General features: G+C 69.1%; 13 protein-coding genes. 5 read left to right on the top strand and 8 right to left on the bottom strand.

From position 1 onward, the window contains the following. Window positions 1–41: 41 nt before the first annotated feature. From LJE69_RS19265 to LJE69_RS19250, 4 genes are read right to left on the bottom strand one after another with little or no spacing between them, the layout of a single operon-like run. Window positions 42–1,019: a VWA domain-containing protein gene (locus LJE69_RS19265; protein WP_296927683.1), complete on the bottom strand. Its 978-nt coding sequence runs from the start codon at window positions 1,017–1,019 to the stop codon at window positions 42–44. After that, a complete protein-coding gene (locus LJE69_RS19260; protein WP_296927682.1) occupies window positions 1,016–1,579 on the bottom strand; it encodes a DUF4381 domain-containing protein in 564 nt (187 codons plus the stop codon). Before LJE69_RS19260 ends, LJE69_RS19265 begins: the two co-directional genes overlap by 4 nt. Next, on the bottom strand, window positions 1,576–2,562 hold the full coding sequence (locus LJE69_RS19255) for a DUF58 domain-containing protein (RefSeq protein WP_296927681.1): 987 nt from the start codon (window positions 2,560–2,562) through the stop codon (window positions 1,576–1,578). Before LJE69_RS19255 ends, LJE69_RS19260 begins: the two co-directional genes overlap by 4 nt. 12 nt (window positions 2,563–2,574) lie before the next feature. Next, window positions 2,575–3,606 carry an AAA family ATPase gene (locus LJE69_RS19250; protein WP_296927680.1) on the bottom strand — a complete coding sequence of 344 codons (1,032 nt, stop codon included), beginning with the start codon at window positions 3,604–3,606 and terminating at the stop codon, window positions 2,575–2,577. 551 nt (window positions 3,607–4,157) lie between these two features. Between LJE69_RS19250 and LJE69_RS19245 the strand changes: the two genes are divergently transcribed. The 3 genes from LJE69_RS19245 (at window position 4,158) to mtgA (ending at window position 7,462) form a co-directional block, all read left to right on the top strand. After that, window positions 4,158–4,859, top strand: coding sequence for a biliverdin-producing heme oxygenase (locus LJE69_RS19245; RefSeq protein ID WP_296927679.1), 702 nt, complete (start codon window positions 4,158–4,160; stop codon window positions 4,857–4,859). A 133-nt stretch (window positions 4,860–4,992) separates the two neighbouring features. Beyond that, on the top strand, window positions 4,993–6,585 hold the full coding sequence (locus LJE69_RS19240) for a GAF domain-containing protein (protein ID WP_296927678.1): 1,593 nt from the start codon (window positions 4,993–4,995) through the stop codon (window positions 6,583–6,585). Between the two features lie 10 nt (window positions 6,586–6,595). Then, the gene (mtgA, locus tag LJE69_RS19235) at window positions 6,596–7,462 is read left to right on the top strand and encodes a monofunctional biosynthetic peptidoglycan transglycosylase (RefSeq protein ID WP_367114717.1); all 867 of its coding nucleotides are present in this window, start codon (window positions 6,596–6,598) and stop codon (window positions 7,460–7,462) included. Between the two features lie 124 nt (window positions 7,463–7,586). Here the strand turns inward: mtgA and LJE69_RS19230 are convergent, their stop codons facing one another. Continuing rightward, on the bottom strand, window positions 7,587–11,012 hold the full coding sequence (locus LJE69_RS19230) for a DUF2126 domain-containing protein (protein WP_296927677.1): 3,426 nt from the start codon (window positions 11,010–11,012) through the stop codon (window positions 7,587–7,589). Window positions 11,013–11,281: 269 nt separating this feature from the next. Here LJE69_RS19230 and LJE69_RS19225 point away from each other — a divergent pair, with 269 nt between their 5' ends. Further along, window positions 11,282–11,527, top strand: a complete 246-nt coding sequence (locus LJE69_RS19225; protein WP_296927676.1) for a CopG family ribbon-helix-helix protein — start codon at window positions 11,282–11,284, stop codon at window positions 11,525–11,527. Further along, entirely contained in the window at window positions 11,524–11,814 is a 291-nt protein-coding gene (locus LJE69_RS19220; RefSeq protein WP_296927675.1) for a type II toxin-antitoxin system RelE/ParE family toxin, read from the top strand. The genes LJE69_RS19225 and LJE69_RS19220 overlap by 4 nt, the downstream gene beginning before the upstream one ends. A gap of 307 nt (window positions 11,815–12,121) precedes the next feature. Here LJE69_RS19220 and LJE69_RS19215 read toward each other — a convergent pair whose 3' ends face one another. The 3 genes from LJE69_RS19215 to LJE69_RS19205 all read right to left on the bottom strand — a co-directional run bounded on the left by LJE69_RS19215 (window position 12,122) and on the right by LJE69_RS19205 (window position 17,053). Continuing rightward, entirely contained in the window at window positions 12,122–15,286 is a 3,165-nt protein-coding gene (locus LJE69_RS19215) for an efflux RND transporter permease subunit (RefSeq protein WP_296927674.1), read from the bottom strand. A gap of 1 nt (window position 15,287) precedes the next feature. Continuing rightward, entirely contained in the window at window positions 15,288–16,715 is a 1,428-nt protein-coding gene (locus LJE69_RS19210; RefSeq protein ID WP_296927673.1) for an efflux RND transporter periplasmic adaptor subunit, read from the bottom strand. A 185-nt stretch (window positions 16,716–16,900) separates the two neighbouring features. After that, window positions 16,901–17,053 (bottom strand): DUF29 family protein, encoded by a 153-nt coding sequence (locus LJE69_RS19205; RefSeq protein ID WP_367114716.1) that lies wholly within the window; start codon window positions 17,051–17,053, stop codon window positions 16,901–16,903. Window positions 17,054–17,270: the final 217 nt, after the last annotated feature.

Here is a 17,270-nt window from a genome sequence, read left to right as displayed (position 1 = left end):
GCCGGCGCCGCGCGCCGGGCGGCGCATCGCCGCAAGCATCATCAGATCCACCGCCGCGTGAGCCCCGCCCGACCCGCAACGGCCACCGCACTCAACGCCAGCGCCGCCGCCAGCGGCCACGCGTAAAGCTCGTCCACGGGCCGCAAGATGGCCTGGTCGGACTCCACCGGCTCGAGCTCGTCCAGCATGGCGTAGATGGACTGCAGCTCCTCCACGTCCCGCGCCCGGAAGTAGCGCCCGCCGGTGGTCTGGGCGATGGCCTTCAGCGTCGCCTCGTCCAGCGGGTTGCGCCCCAGCGTGAGGCCGAAGGCGCTGCGTGGATCGCCGCCGACGCCGATGGTGTAGATGCGCACGCCCGCCTGCGCGGCCAGCTCCGCGGCCTTCAGCGGGGCGATGGTGCCGGCGGTGTTGGTGCCGTCGGTGAGCAGGATCAGCACCCGCTCGTCCGTCTTGGCGTCCCGCAGGCGCTTGACCGCGAGGCCGATGGCGTCGCCGATGGCCGTCTCGCGGCCGGCGAGACCGACGGCGGACTCGAACAGCAAGGTGCGGGCCGTGTCTCGATCGAACGTGAGCGGGGTTTGCGGATACGCCTGCTGGCCGAACAGGATGAGCCCCAGGCGGTCGCCCTGGCGGCGCTCGATGAAGTCGCCGGCCACCGCCTTCACCGCGGTCAGGCGGTCCACGACGCGCCCGCCGATGACCATGTCCTGCTCGCGCATGGAACCCGAAATATCCACCGCTAGCATCAGGTCGCGGCCGGACAGCGGCAGGGTCATCGGCTCACCCACCCATTGCGGGCGCGCCGCCGCCAGCACCAGCAGCCCCCAGGCCGCGATCCCGGCCCAGGCGGGCCAGCGGGCACCACGTGCGCCGGGTCGGCGCTCCTCGATCAGCGCGGCAAAGAAGGGCACGCGCAGCGCACCGCCGCCGCCCGTTTGCGCCGGCGGCAGGGCGCGGCGCACCAGCAGCGGCAGCGGCAGCAGGGCCAACGCCCACGGCAACGCCAGGGTCCAGTTCATAGGTTCTGCCTCAGCCAGCGGCGCGCGAGCGCGATGAGGGCGGCGGCGTCGCAGTCCTTCTCCCGCGCATAGGCGCCGTCGTCCAACACGCGTCCGGGGCCGTGCGCGAAATCGCCCGCGCCGCCGGTGCGGTCCAAGAACGCGAGCCAGCCGGAGCCGGTGAGCGCCGCCACATCGACCCGGGGAAAGCGGTTGAGTGCCGCCCGCTTGAGGAGCGCCGACACGGCGCCCAGCAACTCGGGGCCGCAACCCGCCGCCGGCAGCGCGTTCAGCTCGGCAATGATCCGCTCGCGCCGGCGCCGCGCCCGCCAGGCGGCACGCAGCCGCAACGCGGCTGCGCCCAGCGCCACCGGCACCAGCACCGCGAGCAGCCACCAGCCCGGGGCCGGCGGCCACAGTGGCGGGGAGCCCGGCAGATGGATGTCGTGGAGGTCGAGCTGCGCCACCTGCCCCGGCGCCGCCGGCGCGTGCCCCGGAACGGATGTGGATGCCGCCGGTTGCCGGCCGCCGGTGGCAGTGGGCGCGGAGCCGGCGGTGACAGACGGGTCAGGGGCGCTCACGCCGCCGACTCCCGCTGCCCGGTAGCGGCCGTGGCGCGCATGCGTCGCTGTGCCCGCGACAGCTCGGTGAGGATCGCGGCCGGATCGGCGTCGGTCATACACCGCACCAGCGGCACGCCATGCCCCTCCGTGAGCGCCTCGACGGCCGCCTGATGGGCCGTGAAGTGGGACTGGTAGCGGGCGCGCTCGCGCCGATCGACGGCATCGAACAGGCCGCGGCGGTGCCCGTCGCTGATCGCGTAGCGCCCGGGGGGTGGCGGCGCGAGCTCCAGCGCGTCCAGAATCTGCACGGCCAACAGATCGCTATGGCGGGCGAGGCCCGCCAGGTGCCGCTCGCTGTCCGCATCCAGCCGGTAGAAGTCCGATAGCACGAATACCAGGCTGCCGGGTCTGCTGACCCGGCGCAGCCGCACCAGCGCGTCGCTGAGGCCACCCGGCGCGTGCGGTCGCTCGCTGCCGACGGCGTGGAGCAGCCGGCGCGGGTCGCCGGCATCTACCAGCGCCCGGATCAGCCGCATCTGCCCGCGGCGTCCGCCGCGGGGCGAGAGCTCGGTGTGGCCGCCATTGAACAGCAGCGCACCAATGCGGTCGCCGCGGCCCACCGCCGACCAGCCGATGAGCGCCGCGAGCCGGGCGGCCTGAACCGACTTGAACACGCCGCGGCTGGCAAAGAACATGCTCGGACCGAAGTCCACCAGCACCACCACCGGCCGCTCGCGCTCCTCGTCGAAGACCTTGACGTGTGCATCGCCGGCGCGGGCGGTGATGCGCCAGTCCATGTTGCGGATGTCGTCACCGTGCACGTAGTGCCGGGACTCGCGGTAGTCCATGCCGCGACCGCGGTAGCGCGAGCGATGCGCGCCGGCCAACGCCGAGCGCGCCGTACCGGCGCGCTGGAGCCTGATGCGCTCGGCGCGCGCGCGCAGCCCGATCAGGTCGTCGGCGTCGACGCGGATGGCGGGGTTGTCGATTGGCGGCGTCATTGCGTCTTGCGTTCAAACGGCGGGCACCTGCCGGATCAGTTCGGCCACGAAGCCGTCCGGGTCCATCCCCTCCGCTTCGGCGGCGTAGCTCAGCAGCACGCGGTGGCGCAGCACATCGAAGGCGACCGCATGCACGTCCTCGGGGGTCACGTACTCGGCACCGCGCAGCCAGGCGTGGGCGCGGGCGCAACGGTCCAGTGCTATGGTGGCACGGGGGCTGGCGCCATAGTCCACCAGGCGGGCCAGGTTCAGGTCGTAGGGGGCCGGATCGCGGGTGGCTAGAACGAGTTGGATCAGGTACTCCTCCAACCGCTCGGCCATGTGCAGGTCCATGACCTCGTTGCGGGCGGCGTGGATCTGCGTGTGGCCGATGAGCGGCTCGGCATCATCGCCGGGACCACGCAGCCGGCCGCGCGCCTCGGCGCGGGCGATGTCGAGGATGCTGCGCTCCGCGGCCGGGTCCGGATAGTCCACGCGCACGTGCATCAGGAAGCGGTCCAGTTGCGCCTCCGGCAGCGGATAGGTGCCCTCCTGCTCGATGGGATTCTGCGTCGCCATCACCAGAAAGGGCTCCGGTAGCGGATAGGTGTGCCCGCCGACGGTGATCTGCCGCTCGGCCATGGCCTCCAGCAGCGCCGACTGCACCTTGGCCGGCGCGCGATTCACCTCGTCGGCGAGCACGAGGTTGTGGAACAGCGGCCCCCGCTGGAACTGGAAGCTGCCAGTCTCGGCGCGGTACACGTCGGTGCCGGTGAGGTCGCCGGGCAGCAGGTCCGGCGTGAACTGCACGCGCTGGAAATTGCCCTCGATGCGTGCCGCGAGCTCCTTCACGGCCGTGGTCTTGGCAAGCCCGGGCGCACCTTCGACCAGGAGATGGCCGTCGGCGAGCAAGGCGATCAGCAGACGCTCGATCAGCGCATCCTGACCGACGATGCGCCCGCGCAGGTCCGCCCGCAGGCGTGCGAAGGCGGCCTGGTTGGGGGTCGTTGCGGTGCCACCCGCGGGCGTCGCAGCGGGGGCGGCTTGGGGTTCGGGAAGGCTCATGCTGACTGGACCTCGTTGGGGTCTCGCTGGGGGCCGGCACCATCGTTGGCACCATCGTGCTGTCGGCAGTGCCCCGTCTCCTGATGCCGGCGCTTCGAGTGTACGATTTTGCGGTGGGATGCCTTACTCGGAAACGTCCGCGGCGTTACCGCTTGTTCATGCGGGCGCCCCGTGCTTCCCGCACCGCTATACTGGGAAGTAATGCACACGCGGTGGACGCCTCCCATGTCTACTGACCAGCGCTTCCGCCCGCGATGCCCGAGCCGCTGTCAACCGGGCGCCGCACGCTGTCATGGGGCCGTCGCGCGACACTTTCACCTGGTGCACGGAGCATCGACCGGCCACGGTTCCCGCGGACGCGCCAGCGTGCACCCCGGCGAGCATCGAGCCAGCACGCATGCTGGACCCCATGTAGGATCCCAGGCAAGACCCCACGTCATACCCAGCGCACTGGCACGGCCGACCGGCGCAGCTCGGCTACCGGTGCAACCCCCGACACAAGCCCACCCCCGGGCACCCACCGCGACCCGGGGCGGAGCACGCTGATGCACATGAGTCAGACACATCAACCACCTGCGGCGGGCACTGACACCGCCGCCACACTGTCCTCCACACCGCCGCTGATGCGCAGGTTGCGGGAGCACACCGCGCCCACCCACAGGGCCACCGAGGCGCTGCCGCTGATGCGCCACGTGCTCACCGATCACCCCACCGCGGCAGGCTACGCCGAGTACCTGGCCGCGCTGCAGGGCGTCTATCTGGCCGTGGAGCCCGCCCTGTACGCGGCCACGCCCGCGTCCGTGATCACCACGCTCGGCATCGAGCCCAAGCTGCCCGCGCTGCAGCAGGACCTGCAGGCGCTCCTGGGTGCAGCACCCGCCGCCCCGCCACCGCGGCCGGCCCCGGACACCCGCGCCGCCGTGCACCGGCTCCTGAACGGCCCCGCCGAGTCTCGCGTCGCCGCGGCACTCGGCGGTCTCTACGTGCTGGAAGGCGCGACGCTGGGCGGGCAGGTAATCGCCCGGCACCTGCGGGCGCAATGGCCCCCGGGAGTCAACTTGCCGACTGCTTTCCTGGAGTTTCGGCTCGAGCACCCGGGTCTTGGCTGGCGCGGCTTCGGCGCGGCGCTCGACCGCTGGGCGGGGCGGCATCCGGGCAGCGACCGTGCGATACTCGATGGCGCCATGGGCGTCTTCAGGCTCATGCACAAGGCATTTGCCGACGTCGACCCATCGACGAACTGCAATCGCTGATTCCAGGGCTCATTCCGGCGCTCAATTCCGGCACGGGTCCCGGCGCGTGTCCCAGCCGGCGCGCCGTCAGTGCTTGCGGCGCGCGACTTGAACTCGCACCCTCCCCCAACAGGCCCAACGACGACGAGGCCCGATGACCACACTGGACCCAGGTTTCATCGACGCGTGCGAGCGCGAGGCACTGCATCACATCGGCGCCATCCAACCCTATGGTGGCCTGCTGGGCGGACGTAGCGGCGATGCCACTATCCGCTGCGCCAGTGCCGACCTGGACACCTGGCTCGGCGTCGGCACCGACCGGGCGCTGGGTCAGACCCTGCGGGGCCTGCTCGGCCAGATCGGCAGCCGCACCGGCGCCGAGGCTGGCGCGCCGCCACGCCCGGAGCAGCTCGACGACTTGGACCAGGCCCTCGCCGAGCCGCCCGAGGCGCGCCGCGGACACGCCGAAAAGCTGGTGCTGGTGGACCTGGTTGCAGGCGCACGCGGGCCGCTGGACGCAATCCTTTCCCAGACCGCCGAGGCCTGGCTGCTGGAGCTGGAGCCAGCGCTGCCCACCGACCAGCAGCAACACGCCCTGCGGCCGGTGGCGCACGCCCTCTACCGCATGCCTCGTACGCAGCGGGAGTGGGAGGCCCACTGCCGGCTGCTGGCGGAGCAGATGCAATTTCTGAGTGGCTTCGAGCGGGTGATGGTGTACCGCTTCCTGCCGGATGGCTGCGGCGAGGTCATCGCCGAGGTGGCCGCACCCGGTCTGGCCCCTTACCTGGGTCTGCGCTACCCCGCCTCGGACATCCCGCAGATCGCGCGCGGGCTCTACCTGGCCAACCGCCACCGACAGATCCCGGACGTAGGAGCCCTGCCCGTGCCCATCGTCGCCGAGCCGGGCTTCGAGCCGGACCTGAGTCTCTCGGACCTGCGCGCGGTGTCGCCGGTGCACATCGAGTACCTGCAAAACATGGAGGTCACGGCGTCGCTGTCCTTCTCGGTGGTGCTGAACAACGACCTCTGGGGACTCATCGCCTGCCACCACCACGAGCCGCGGCCCGTGCCGCTGCAGTTGCGCGAGCGTTGCGCCGACCTGGTGCAGGTGTTCACGCTGGGGGTGTCCGGCCACCAGACCAACCTGCGCCTGGCGGCGGTCAGCGACAGCGACCGCGACATCGCCCGGCTCGCGGCGGGCATCGCCGAGCTGGAGGCCGGCGGCGACCAGGATTTCCACATCGGGGACGCCCTGCTGGCGTTGGTCCAGGCGGACGGCGCAGTACTCGCCGACACCCACGCGGGCCTGGTCGCCACCTTCGGCCGCACGCCGGACCCGGCGGAGCTGGACGGACTGCTGCAATGGCTTGCGGACGAGCATCCGGAGCCGCTCTATGTCACCGACGCGCTGGCCGCGGAGTACGCACCCGCCGCCAGCTACCAGCGCGACGCCAGCGGGCTGCTGGCGGTTCGCATCGGCACCTACCGCGGTGCCGAGCGCGTGGAGCGCAGCTTCGTCTGGTTGCGCCCGGAGCAGCCGCAGACGGTGTACTGGGCCGGCGACCCGCGCAAGAGCACACTGTTCGACGCTCAGAGCCAGACGCTCTCGCCGCGCAGCTCCTTCGCTGCCTGGTTGGAGACCAAGACCGGCTGCGCCGAGCCCTGGAGCGACACGGTGCTGTTGAGTGCAAAGAAGTTCCGCAGTCTGCTGCTGCGGCAAATGAACGCCGATCTGCTGCGCGACTGAGCTCCTTGGCGTGACCGAGCGTGCCGAACCGACGACCGGGCGCGCCGGTGCCCCAGAGACCGCCAACAGCCCCGTTGGCGGTCCCGCCGGCGGCGAGCCCGCGGCCCACCACCGGGAGCAACAGCCCTTGCCGACCCAAAAGCGCGGCCGAGGCCGCGGGCTCAGGACCTTCGCCAAGGCGCTCGCCGCGGTCATCGTCGTGCTGGCGCTGCTGTCGGTGCTGGTGGTGGGCCTGCTGCGCTGGCTGGACCCGCCCACGTCGGCCTTCATGCTGGAACACTGGGCCGCCGCCACCTGGGCCGGCGAGCCCAGGCCCCGCGTCCACCACGAGTGGGTGGACGCCGACGCCATCCCGCCGGCCGTGGCGCTCGCCGCCGTCGCCGCCGAGGACCAGCGCTTTCCGCAGCACGGCGGCTTCGATCTGGTGCAGGTGAAGAAGGCCTTGGCCGATTTCGAGGCCGGCGGGCGCCTGCGCGGGGCCAGCACCATCAGCCAGCAGACCGCCAAGAATCTCTTCCTGTGGCCGGGCCGGGACCCGGTGCGCAAGGTGCTGGAGGTCTGGCTCACCTGGGTCATCGAGACCCTTTGGCCGAAGCAGCGCATCCTCGAGGTTTATCTCAACATCGCCCAGTTCGGGCCGCACACCTTCGGCGTGGGCGCCGCGAGCTGGCGCTTCTTCGACCGGCCCGCCGTCGCCCTCACCGCGACCGAGGCAGCGCAGCTCGCGGCCGTGCTGCCGAATCCGGAGCGCTACCGGGTCGAGGCGCCGTCCGCCACGGTGCAGCGTCGCACCCGCTGGATCTTGCGGCAGATGCGCCAGCTCGGCGGCACCCGCTACCTGGATGGCGTGTGGCCGGCGGCTCACGGTACAGGGTGAGACCTCGCAAGCGCTTCGGCATGCATCATCCCACGCGACCGGCGGGACGCCGGCGCTCCCAGGCGCGCCCCCACAGGCGGCCAACGGGAGGCAACGCCATGGGCCCTCGGCCCTCGGCCCTTCTTCAAAGGCATCCAGGCCGCCACCGCAGATCCAGCGTATAGGGATGCTCGCCGGCGGGCTCTTCCGGTGGCGGATCGATGTCACCGGGGGTGTGGCCCATGACGCGGAAGCGGGCGATGCGCCGGCTCTCGGCCTCATAGCTGTTCACGGGGAAGCGCTCCTCGGCACGGCCGCCAGGGTGGTCCACGTAGTAGGTGCAGCCGCCGAGACTGGCACGGTTCCACAGGTCCACGAGGTCGAACACCAGCGGGTTGTGCCGCGGTACGGTGGGATGCAGGCCGGATGGCGGGTTCCAGGCCTTAAAGCGGATGCCGGCGACGTACTCGCCGCGCCGCCCGGTGGGCCGCAGCGGCACGCGGCGGCCGTTGCAGGTGAGCGCATGGCGCTCGCCGAGCATGCCGTCGAGCTTCACTTGCATGCGCTCCACGGCGCTGTCGACGAAGCGCGCGGTGCCCTGGGCGGTGACCTCCTCGCCCAGCACGTGCCAGGGCTCGATGGCGCCGCGCAGTTCCATGCGCACGCCATTGGCGGCAATCATGTCGCCATAGTGCGGGAAGCGGAACTCGAAGAAGGGGTCGAACCAGGCCGGGTCGAAGGTATAGCCGGCGCGTTGCAGGTCGCACATCACGTCGTTGAAGTCCTGCCGGACGAAGTGCGGCAACAGGAACCGATCATGCAGCTCGGTGCCCCAGCGCACCGGCGAGCGGGTGTAGGGCTGCTTCCAGAAGCGGGCGACGAGGGTGCGCAGCAGGAGCATCTGCGCCAGGCTCATGCGCGCATGCGGCGGCATCTCGAAGGCGCGGAACTCAACCAGACCCTGCCGGCCGCTCGCGGAGTCCGGCGAGTAGAGCTTGTCGATGCAGAACTCGGTGCGGTGGGTGTTGCCGGTGACGTCCACCAGCAGGTTCCGCAGCACGCGGTCCACGATCCAGGGCTGCTGCTCGCCGACGCGGCCCTTGGGCATTTGCTGGAAGGCGATGGCCAGCTCATAGAGGCTGTCGTCGCGGGCCTCGTCCACCCGCGGCGCCTGGCTGGTGGGGCCGATGAAGGTGCCGGAGAACAGGTACGACAGGCTCGGATGGTGCTGCCAGTAGGTGATGAGGCTCTGCACCAGGTCCGGGCGGCGCAGCAGCGGGCTGTCTGCCGGCGTCGGGCCGCCGAGCGTGACATGGTTGCCGCCGCCGGTGCCGGTGTGGCGTCCGTCGAGCATAAACTTCTCGGTGCCGAGCCTGCTGAGCCTCGCCTCCTCGTAGAGGATTTCGGTGTCGCGCACCAGTTCGTCCCAACCGTAGGCGGGGTGCACGTTCACCTCGATGACGCCCGGGTCCGGCGTGACGGCCAGCTTGTTGAGGCGGTGGTCCCGCGGCGGCTCGTAGCCCTCGACGATAATCTTCAAGCCCGTCTCCGCAGCGGTTTCCTCGATGCGCTCCACCAGGTCCAGCCAGTGCTCCAGGTGGGTCAGCGGCGGCATGAAGCAATAGAGCCGGCCGTCGCGCACCTCGATGCACAGCGCCGTGCGCACCAGTTCGGCGGGGTACTCGTCTGGCAGCGTCTGTTGCTCAGCGACCGGCTGGCGGTGGTCCTCGGCGAGCGTCGCGCGGCCGTAACGGCGGGCGGTCTGCTCCGGGCGCGAGCCCTGCTCCTGGAAGGGCTCGCGGGGCTGGTCCGGCTCGACGATGCGCCCGTAGCGACGGGCGATCTCGTCACTTTTCGCGTCGTAGCGCGGCGCCAGCGGCGCGACGGGCTCGAACGGGTCGCGCTCCGGATGGGTGTCCAGCTCCACGTCCGGCACATAGGGCAGCGCGTCCAGCGGCAGCCGGAAGCCCATGGGCGAGTCGCCCGGCATCAGGAACAGATTGCCGTCGCGCAGCGTCCACTTGCCGCTCACCCAGCCGCCGCCCTGCTCGCGGTCCGGAAGCCCCGCCCAGCGCAGTGGCAGCGCGTAGCCGACGGTGCGCTCCAGCCCCTGGCTGAAGATGCGCGCGACCCTGGCGCGCTCGACGGGATCCTTCAGCTTGTTGTCGAAGGGGTCCACGTTGACCGGCAGCCGCGCCTCCTTCCACAGGTAATAGAAGACGTCTTCAAAGGCGGGCTGGGCGTGCTCGGGCTCGACGCCAAGCTTGTCCGCGAGCGTGCGGATGAAGCGCTCGGCATCCGGTGGCTCGTTGCCGTAAGTCTCCTTCTCGTTGCCGAACCGGGTCTCGTCCTGCCACACGGGCTCGCCGTCCTTGCGCCAGTAGCAGGCCAGCGCCCAGCGCGGCAACTGCTCGCCCGGATACCACTTGCCCTGGCCGATGTGCAGCATGCCGCCCGGCGCGAAGCGTCTCCTCAGCCGCAGCAGCAGGTCTTCGGCCAGGAGCTTCTTGGTCGGTCCGAGCGCGGCGATGTTCCACTCGGCGCCCTCCATGTCGTCGATAGAGACGAAGGTGGGCTCGCCGCCCATGGTGAGGCGCACGTCGTTCTCGCGCAGTTCCGCGTCGACCTGGTGGCCGAGGCTCTCGATGGCCGCCCACTGCTCGTCGGTGTAGGGCTTGGTGACGCGTGGGTCCTCATGGATGCGCTTGACCCGATTGTGGAAGTAGAAGCTGACGTCGCACTTGTCCGTGGCACCGGTGATGGGCGCGGCGGAGATGGGGTCGGGCGTGCAGGCGAGCGGGATGTGGCCCTCGCCGGCGAAGAGCCCGGAGGTGGGGTCCAGCCCGAGCCAGCCGGCGCCGGGCACATAAACCTCCGCCCAGGCGTGCAGGTCCGTGAAGTCGCGCTCCGGGCCACTCGGGCCGTCCAGCGCCTTCACGTCCGGCGTCAACTGCACCAGGTAGCCGGAGACGAAGCGCGCCGCTAGCCCTAAGTGCCGCAGGATCTGCACCAGCAGCCAGCCCGTGTCCCGACAGCTGCCGCGGCCGAGCGTGAGCGTCTCCTCGCAGCTCTGAATGCCCGGCTCCATGCGGATCACGTAGCCCATGTCCTCGTTCAACTTGCGGTTGAGGTCGACGAGGAAATACACGGTCTCACGTGGCGTGCGGTCGATCCCGGCCAGGTAGCGCTTCAGCAGCGGCCCCTGCTCCTTGATCTCCAGGTAGGGCGCCAGCTCCCTGGTGAGTTGGTGATCGTAGCCGAAGGGATAGTTATAGGCATGCTCGTCGACGAAGAAGTCAAACGGGTTGATGGTCACCATCTCGGCGACGACGTCCACCTCCACCCCGAGCTTGCGCGCCTTCTCCGGAAACACGAGCCGCGCCATGTAGTTGCCGAAGGGGTCCTGCTGCCAGTTGATGAAGTGCTGCTCCGGCTCGATGCGCAGCGAGTAGGAGCGGATGGGCGTGCGGCAGTGCGGCGCCGGGCGCAGCCGGATGCTGTGCGGGGCCATGCCCACCGGGCGGTCGAATCGGTATTCGGTCTTGTGGTTGATCGCGACGAGGATGGACATGCGGCGCTGGCTCCGGGACAGCGGGAGTGGAAGAAGGCATTGGCGCTTACTCTAGCGCCCTGGCGTTGTGCTGAGCAGCAAAAATTGTTCCGGGTGCTCGAAGCAAGCCCGATCGTCGGCGGCGTAGGGAATCAGGAAAGCGTTGCCTGTGCAGCGCTGCGACAAATGCCGAATCCCAGAATATTCTTGTCGACCCGGTTCAGTCGTGCTGTACTCGCAAGATTACATCGCAACACGTGAGGTTCACGATGCCGAAAGGTACCATTTCCGTGCGCCTGGACGACAAGACCCTGGAGCGTCTGAGCGCCATCGCAAAGGCGACGGGGCGCTCACGCGGCGCCCTGATGTCGCATGCGATCGAGCGGTATGCCGAATCCGAGGCCTGGCAGGTGGCGGCGATTCAGGAAGCGATGAGCGTACTCTCCCGCGCAGACGCCGACCTGGTCGATCATGCGACAGTGGCCAAAGAGCTGGACGCCTGGGGCACCGACGGCGAGCCCACAATGGCTGAATGAAGATCAAATGGCACCGGCTCGCCCGGCAGGACTTGCGGCATGTTCGTGCCTACATCGCGAGGGACAACCCAAAGGCTGCCGCCAACATCGCTCGATGCATTCGCACGGCCATCGAGCGCCTGCCTGACAATCCTGCCCTGGGCCGACCGGGACGCGTCATCGACACCCGCGAGCTAATCGTGACCGGAACGCCGTATCTCGTGCCCTACACCGTCGCCAATGACGAGATCGTCATTCTGCGTATCCTGCACGGTGCGCAACAGTGGCCACCGGACAGCAGCCGTTGAGGATGCAACGCGCGGTTCCTGCTTGGCCGCGCCGAAGACGGACAGCTGAAGGGCCTCGATGTCGCGGCGCGCGCGCCGGCCAAGGCTGGCGTTAGGCGCCCAAGAGATGGGCACGCTGCGCTTTGCCCATCCTACGGCCTACAGCCTGCGGATATTCCGCGACCGGGCTCCGTCGTTGTCGTTGTCGTCATTCGGAGTCGTAGTCGAAGATCCACACGGTTTCGACCACGATCACGACAACGACAACGACAACGACAACGACAACGACAACGACCTGAGATGGTCTCGGGACTTGCGCGCCGAGACACTAGCGATCGGATTCGCTCCCCGCCGGTTGCGCATCCACCGCCCGCCGATGCCCAATCAGCCCCCCGATCCGATCCCCGATCCACTGGAACATCACGTAGAGCCCCGGAATCAGCAGAATGCCGACGAAGGTTGCCGCCAACATGCCGCCGAGCACCGTAAAGCCGAGATGGATGCGGGCGTTGGCGCCGGCGCCGGTGGCGAGCACCAGCGGCAGCAGGCCGATGATGAAGGCGAGCGCGGTCATGAGCACGGCACGGAAGCGCATGCGGGCGCCGGTGCGGGCGGCCTCGTAGAGGCTCAAGCCCGCCTCGTGCTGCTCCTTGGCGAACTCCACGATGAGGATGGCGTTCTTGGCGGCGAGGCCGATCAGCAGCACGAAGCCGATCTGGGTGTAGAGGTCGTTGTCGAGCCCAACGAACCAGAGCGTGGCGGCGGCACCGAGCAGCGCGACGGTGACGGACGCCAGCACCGAGAACGGGATCGCCCAGCTCTCGTACAGGCCCACCAGGAACAGGTATCCGAACAGCACCGCGAGCCCGAAGATGGCCACCTCGCCACCCGCCGTCTGCTGCGCCTCCTGATAGGACATGCCGGTCCACTCCGTGTCATAGCCCGCCGGCAAGGCTTTGTTTGCCGCCTGTTCCATGGCCTGCATGGCCTCGCCGGTGGAGGCATCCGCCGCCCCGCTGCCATTGATCTGAGCCGTCAGGAACTGGTTGTAACGGAAAATGAGGTCAGCGCCCAGCTGCTGGCGCATGTTCGCGAGCACCGACACCGGTACCATGGAGCCGTTCTCGCTGCGCACGTAGGTGCCACCGATGTCGTCCAACGTGCGCCGCGCACCTTCTTCCGCCTGCACGTTCACCTGGAAGGTGCGCCCCAGGTAGGTGAAGTTGTTGATGTAGCTGGTGCCGAAGATGGACTGGAGTGTCTGGAAGAAGGTCGCTACCGGCACGTCCAGGTACTCCGCCTTGGTGCGGTCCAGATCCAGGAACACCTGCGGCACGTCGGCGCTGAAGGTGGATCGCGCCTGCGCAATGCTCGGCGCCTGGTTGGCTTGGGCCAGTAGACCCTGCAGCACCTCGGTGAGCTCCGCTGGAGATTGGCCGCCCATGGCCTCCAACTGCATCGTGAAGCCACCGGCCGTGCCGAGCCCCGGGATCGGCGGCGGCGGAAAGATCAGGATATTGGCGCCCGGAATCTGATTGACCTGCCCCATGAGATTGCCCAACAGCCCGCGCAGCCGCGTCTGCGGCGTGTTGCGCTCGTCCCAGGGCTTCAGCACGATGACCGCCAGCGCCTCGTTGGACGACGACGAGCTGGTGAGCAAGCTGTAACCGGCCACTGTCAGCACGCTGGCGACGCCGTCGGTGTTTGCTGCAATCTCGCGCAGCTTGTCCACCACCTCGGCAGTGCGGGGCAGCGAGGCGCCGCTCGGCAGGCTCACGTCGGCGAAGAGCACACCCTGGTCCTCGTTGGGCAGGAAGCCGGTGGGCAGCCGGTCCAACACGAACACGGCCAGGGCACCCACCACGATCACCAGCACCCCGGCCAGCACCGCGCGCCGGGCGAGCATTCCCGCCACCGACACATAGCCGCCGCGAGCCTTCTCCAGGCCCTTGTTGAACCATGCGAACGGCCCACGTCTAGGCTCCTTCGGCTGGCCGAGGAACAGCGAGGTCAGCACCGGCGAGAGCGTCAGCGCATTCAATGCCGAAATGGCAACGGCCGCGGAGATGGTCACCGCGAACTGCCGGAACAGCTCCCCGGAGATGCCGGGCAGGAAGGCCACCGGCGCAAAGATGGCGAACAGCACCAGTGTGGTGGAGATGATGGGGCCGGTTACCTGCTGCATGGCCTTGAGCGTCGCGGCGCGGCGGTCCAGCCCCTCCTCCAGCATGATGCGCTGGACGTTCTCCACCACCACGATGGCGTCGTCCACGACCAGGCCGATCGCCAGGACCACCGCGAACAGGCTGATGGTGTTGGCCGAGAAGCCCACCGCCAGCAGCACGACGAAGACGCCGATCAGCGACACCGGGATAGTCACCGCGGGCACGATCGTGGCGCGCAGGTCTTGCAAGAAGATGTACACCACCAGCAGCACGATCACCGCGGTGACGGCGAGCGTAAAGATGATCTCCTGGATGGACGCCTGGACGAACAGCGTCGAGTCGTACATCACGTCAGCCGCAACGCCGTCCGGGAAGCGCTGCTTCAGACGCTCGAGCTCCGCCTTCACCTGCTTTGCCACCGCCAGCGCGTTGGCGCCGGGCGCCTGGTAGATGGCGATGGCCGCGGTGGGCTCGCCGTTGAAGCGGCTGTCGCTGCTGTAAGACTGGGAGCCCAGCTCCACGCGGGCGATGTCGTTGATGCGCACGATGCCGCCGTCGGGGCTGGTGCGCACCACGATCTGGCCGAATTCAGACGGCTCCTTGAGCTGTCCCTTGGCGAGAATGGTGTACTGGAAGGCCTGGTCGTCCGGAATCGGCGGGCCGCCCACCTGTCCAAGCGCCGCTTCGATGTTCTGCTGCTTCACCGCGCTGATGACGTCCTGCGGGGCGATGCCCAGCGCCGCCATCTTTGCCGGGTCCAGCCAGATGCGCATGGAGTAGTTCTCGGCGCCGAACTGGCTGGCCTCGCCGACGCCCTCCACGCGTGCCAGCTCGTCCTGCACGTTGATGGTGGCGAAGTTGGACAGGAACAGCGCGTCCTTGGACTTGTCCGGTGAATAGACCGTGATGACCAGGAGCAGATTCGTCGACTCCGCCTGCACCGTCACGCCCAAGTTCTGCACTTCGGTGGGCAACTGCGCGAGCGCCTGGGAGACGCGGTTCTGGGTGTTGACCTGCGCGATGTCGGGGTCCGTGCCGATGGCGAAGGTGACGGTGAGGGTGTAGGTGCCGGAGCTCGACGCCGTCGAGGACATGTAGAGCATGTCCTCGACGCCGTTGACCTGCTCCTCGATGGGACCGCCGACGGTGTCGGCGATGGTCTGGGCATCGGCACCTGGGTAGGTGGCCGACACAACCACCACCGGCGGCGTGATGGGCGGGTATTGGGCGACGGGGATGGCCTTGAGCGCGAGAATGCCCGCCACCACCAGGACGATGGACACCACCGCGGCAAGCCGCGGGCGGTCGACGAAGACCTTGGAGATCATGTCAGCCCCCGTTGCCGGTGGACTTGGTGTCGGTGCCGCCGGCGTCGCCGCTGGCGCTGCGCCCAGTCGAGCTGCCCCCGCTGGCGCCGTCTTCGGCGTCGCCGGTCGTGCCCGGAGCGTTGTCGCCGCCACTATCGCCAGCGGCATCGCTGCCAGTATCGCCAGCGGTTTCGCTGGCGCTATCGCCGATCGGCGCCGCGCCGACCCCACCCGCCGTGGACTTGGCACCGGCACCCGCATTGGAGCCGGTTGTCGAGCCGCCCGACGAGCTGCCCGAAGACTTGCCCGCCCCGCTGGGCTTGACGGTCATGCCCGGCTGGACCTTCTGCAGGCCCGAGACGATCACCAGCTCACCGTCGGTGAGTCCGGAATTCACCGCATAGCCCGTGTCCACCCGCGGCCCCAGGTCGACCTTGCGCGCCTGTACCCGGTTGTTGCCGTTCACCACGAAGACCTGCACGCCCTCGCGGGTGCGCATGACCGCCGCCGCCGGCACCACCGGCAGGCGTTCCTCCTTGGCCTGGTGCACCACGACACTGACGAACTGACCCGGCAGCAGCAGGTGCTGCGGATTCGCGAAGTCCGCGTAGATGGCCACGGTGCCGGTGGAGGTGTCCACCTGGTTATTGGCGAAGCTGATCTTGCCCGGGTGGTCGTAATTGGTACCGTCCGGCAGGATCAGATCCGGCACATAGGCCGTGCGGGCCTTTTCGCTGGTGGCGGCGCCCACCCGCTTCTGGAGACGCACCAGATCGGCGCTCGGCACCGAGAACACGGCACGGATGGGATTCAGTTGCACCACGGTGGCCAGCGTGCCGGAACTGCTGCTCACCAGGTTGCCCTGTGTGACGGCCGTCGCACCGATGCGGCCCGCAATGGGGCTCTTGATGATCGTGTAGCCCAGGTTGATCTTGGCGTTGTCCACCTGTGCCTGGCCCTGCTGCTCGCTCGCCTTCGCCTTGTCGACATTGGCGAGGGCCTCGTCGCGGGCGGCCTTGGCCTGGTCGAAGGCGGTCTGGGACGTGTCGCCCTTCTTGATCAGCGCCGACTGCCGCTGGTAATCCGACTCCTTGTCCTCGAGGGCCGCGGCGGCAGCGGCGGCATCCGCCTTGGCGGCGGCGAGTTGACCCTCGGCCTGCTCGAGGGCCGCCTTGTACTGGTCCTGCTCGATGCGGTAGAGCAGTTGGCCCTTGTCCACCATCGAGCCCTCGGCAAAGGCGACGTCCTCGAGGTACCCCTCCACCCGCGCCTTTAGATCTACCGACTGGATGGCCTGAATGTTGCCGATGAAGCGCGCGCTGCGGCTGACATTTTGGGTCTCGACCGCGGCGACCACCACCGCCGGCGGCGGCTGGCTGCCCTGCTGCTGGGCCGACACCGCGAGTGGCAGCAGTGCAGCGAGCACCAGCAGCAAGGGTGGGCGTGTCACGGACCGCAGCTGCCCCAAGTGCAGAACGGGGCGGCGCTGTGCGCAATGGGCCATCGGTTCGAGCTCCATGTTGGTGTTGGCGTCGGTGTCGGTGTCGGTGTCGGTGTCAGTCTCGTTGGCTCACGCGGCCTGCCAAGCCCTGTGAGACTGTGAAAATATTCGGTGTAGGTCGGGTTACGCTATCGCTAACCCGACCTACGAGCCGCTCGATTTCGGGACAGCTCCTCGATCAGGTGCTCCACGTCCAGCTCCGAGAAGCGGCCGTCGCGCAACAACTCCGCCGTTCGCTCCGCCCACGCGGCGTAGTCATGCTCGTAGAGTCGGGTGAGATCCTGCATCACTCGAGTGACCTCCCAAAGCTTTGCGCCAGAGCCATCTCCGCTTGCTGCGCGGGCGCTGTTGATGGCGCGAGCCGGCATCCTAGCGCGACCAACGGTGAACGACTATCGCGGCAATTGCCTGTCCTGTTGACGGAAGCCCACCAGAGGCTTCCGTCAGGAGCACGGCCGGACTGCTCCGGCTCCTGATTCGCCGACGTGCGGGCACTAACCCCGC

This window comes from Thiohalocapsa sp., assembly GCF_022340605.1.
Taxonomy (GTDB): domain Bacteria; phylum Pseudomonadota; class Gammaproteobacteria; order Chromatiales; family Chromatiaceae; genus Thiohalocapsa.
Note: the sequence above shows the minus strand (reverse complement) of the source record. Positions and strands in the feature narration are given on the sequence as shown.

Coding starts and splice junctions, on each gene's coding strand:
- LJE69_RS19265 (WP_296927683.1), bottom strand. CDS start 1,019: ATGAACTGGACCCTGGCGTTGCCGTGGGCGTTGGCCCTGCTGCCGCTG.
- LJE69_RS19255 (WP_296927681.1), bottom strand. CDS start 2,562: ATGACGCCGCCAATCGACAACCCCGCCATCCGCGTCGACGCCGACGAC.
- LJE69_RS19250 (WP_296927680.1), bottom strand. CDS start 3,606: ATGAGCCTTCCCGAACCCCAAGCCGCCCCCGCTGCGACGCCCGCGGGT.
- LJE69_RS19245 (WP_296927679.1), top strand. CDS start 4,158: ATGAGTCAGACACATCAACCACCTGCGGCGGGCACTGACACCGCCGCC.
- LJE69_RS19240 (WP_296927678.1), top strand. CDS start 4,993: ATGACCACACTGGACCCAGGTTTCATCGACGCGTGCGAGCGCGAGGCA.
- LJE69_RS19230 (WP_296927677.1), bottom strand. CDS start 11,012: ATGTCCATCCTCGTCGCGATCAACCACAAGACCGAATACCGATTCGAC.
- LJE69_RS19220 (WP_296927675.1), top strand. CDS start 11,524: ATGAAGATCAAATGGCACCGGCTCGCCCGGCAGGACTTGCGGCATGTT.
- LJE69_RS19215 (WP_296927674.1), bottom strand. CDS start 15,286: ATGATCTCCAAGGTCTTCGTCGACCGCCCGCGGCTTGCCGCGGTGGTG.
- LJE69_RS19205 (WP_367114716.1), bottom strand. CDS start 17,053: ATGCAGGATCTCACCCGACTCTACGAGCATGACTACGCCGCGTGGGCG.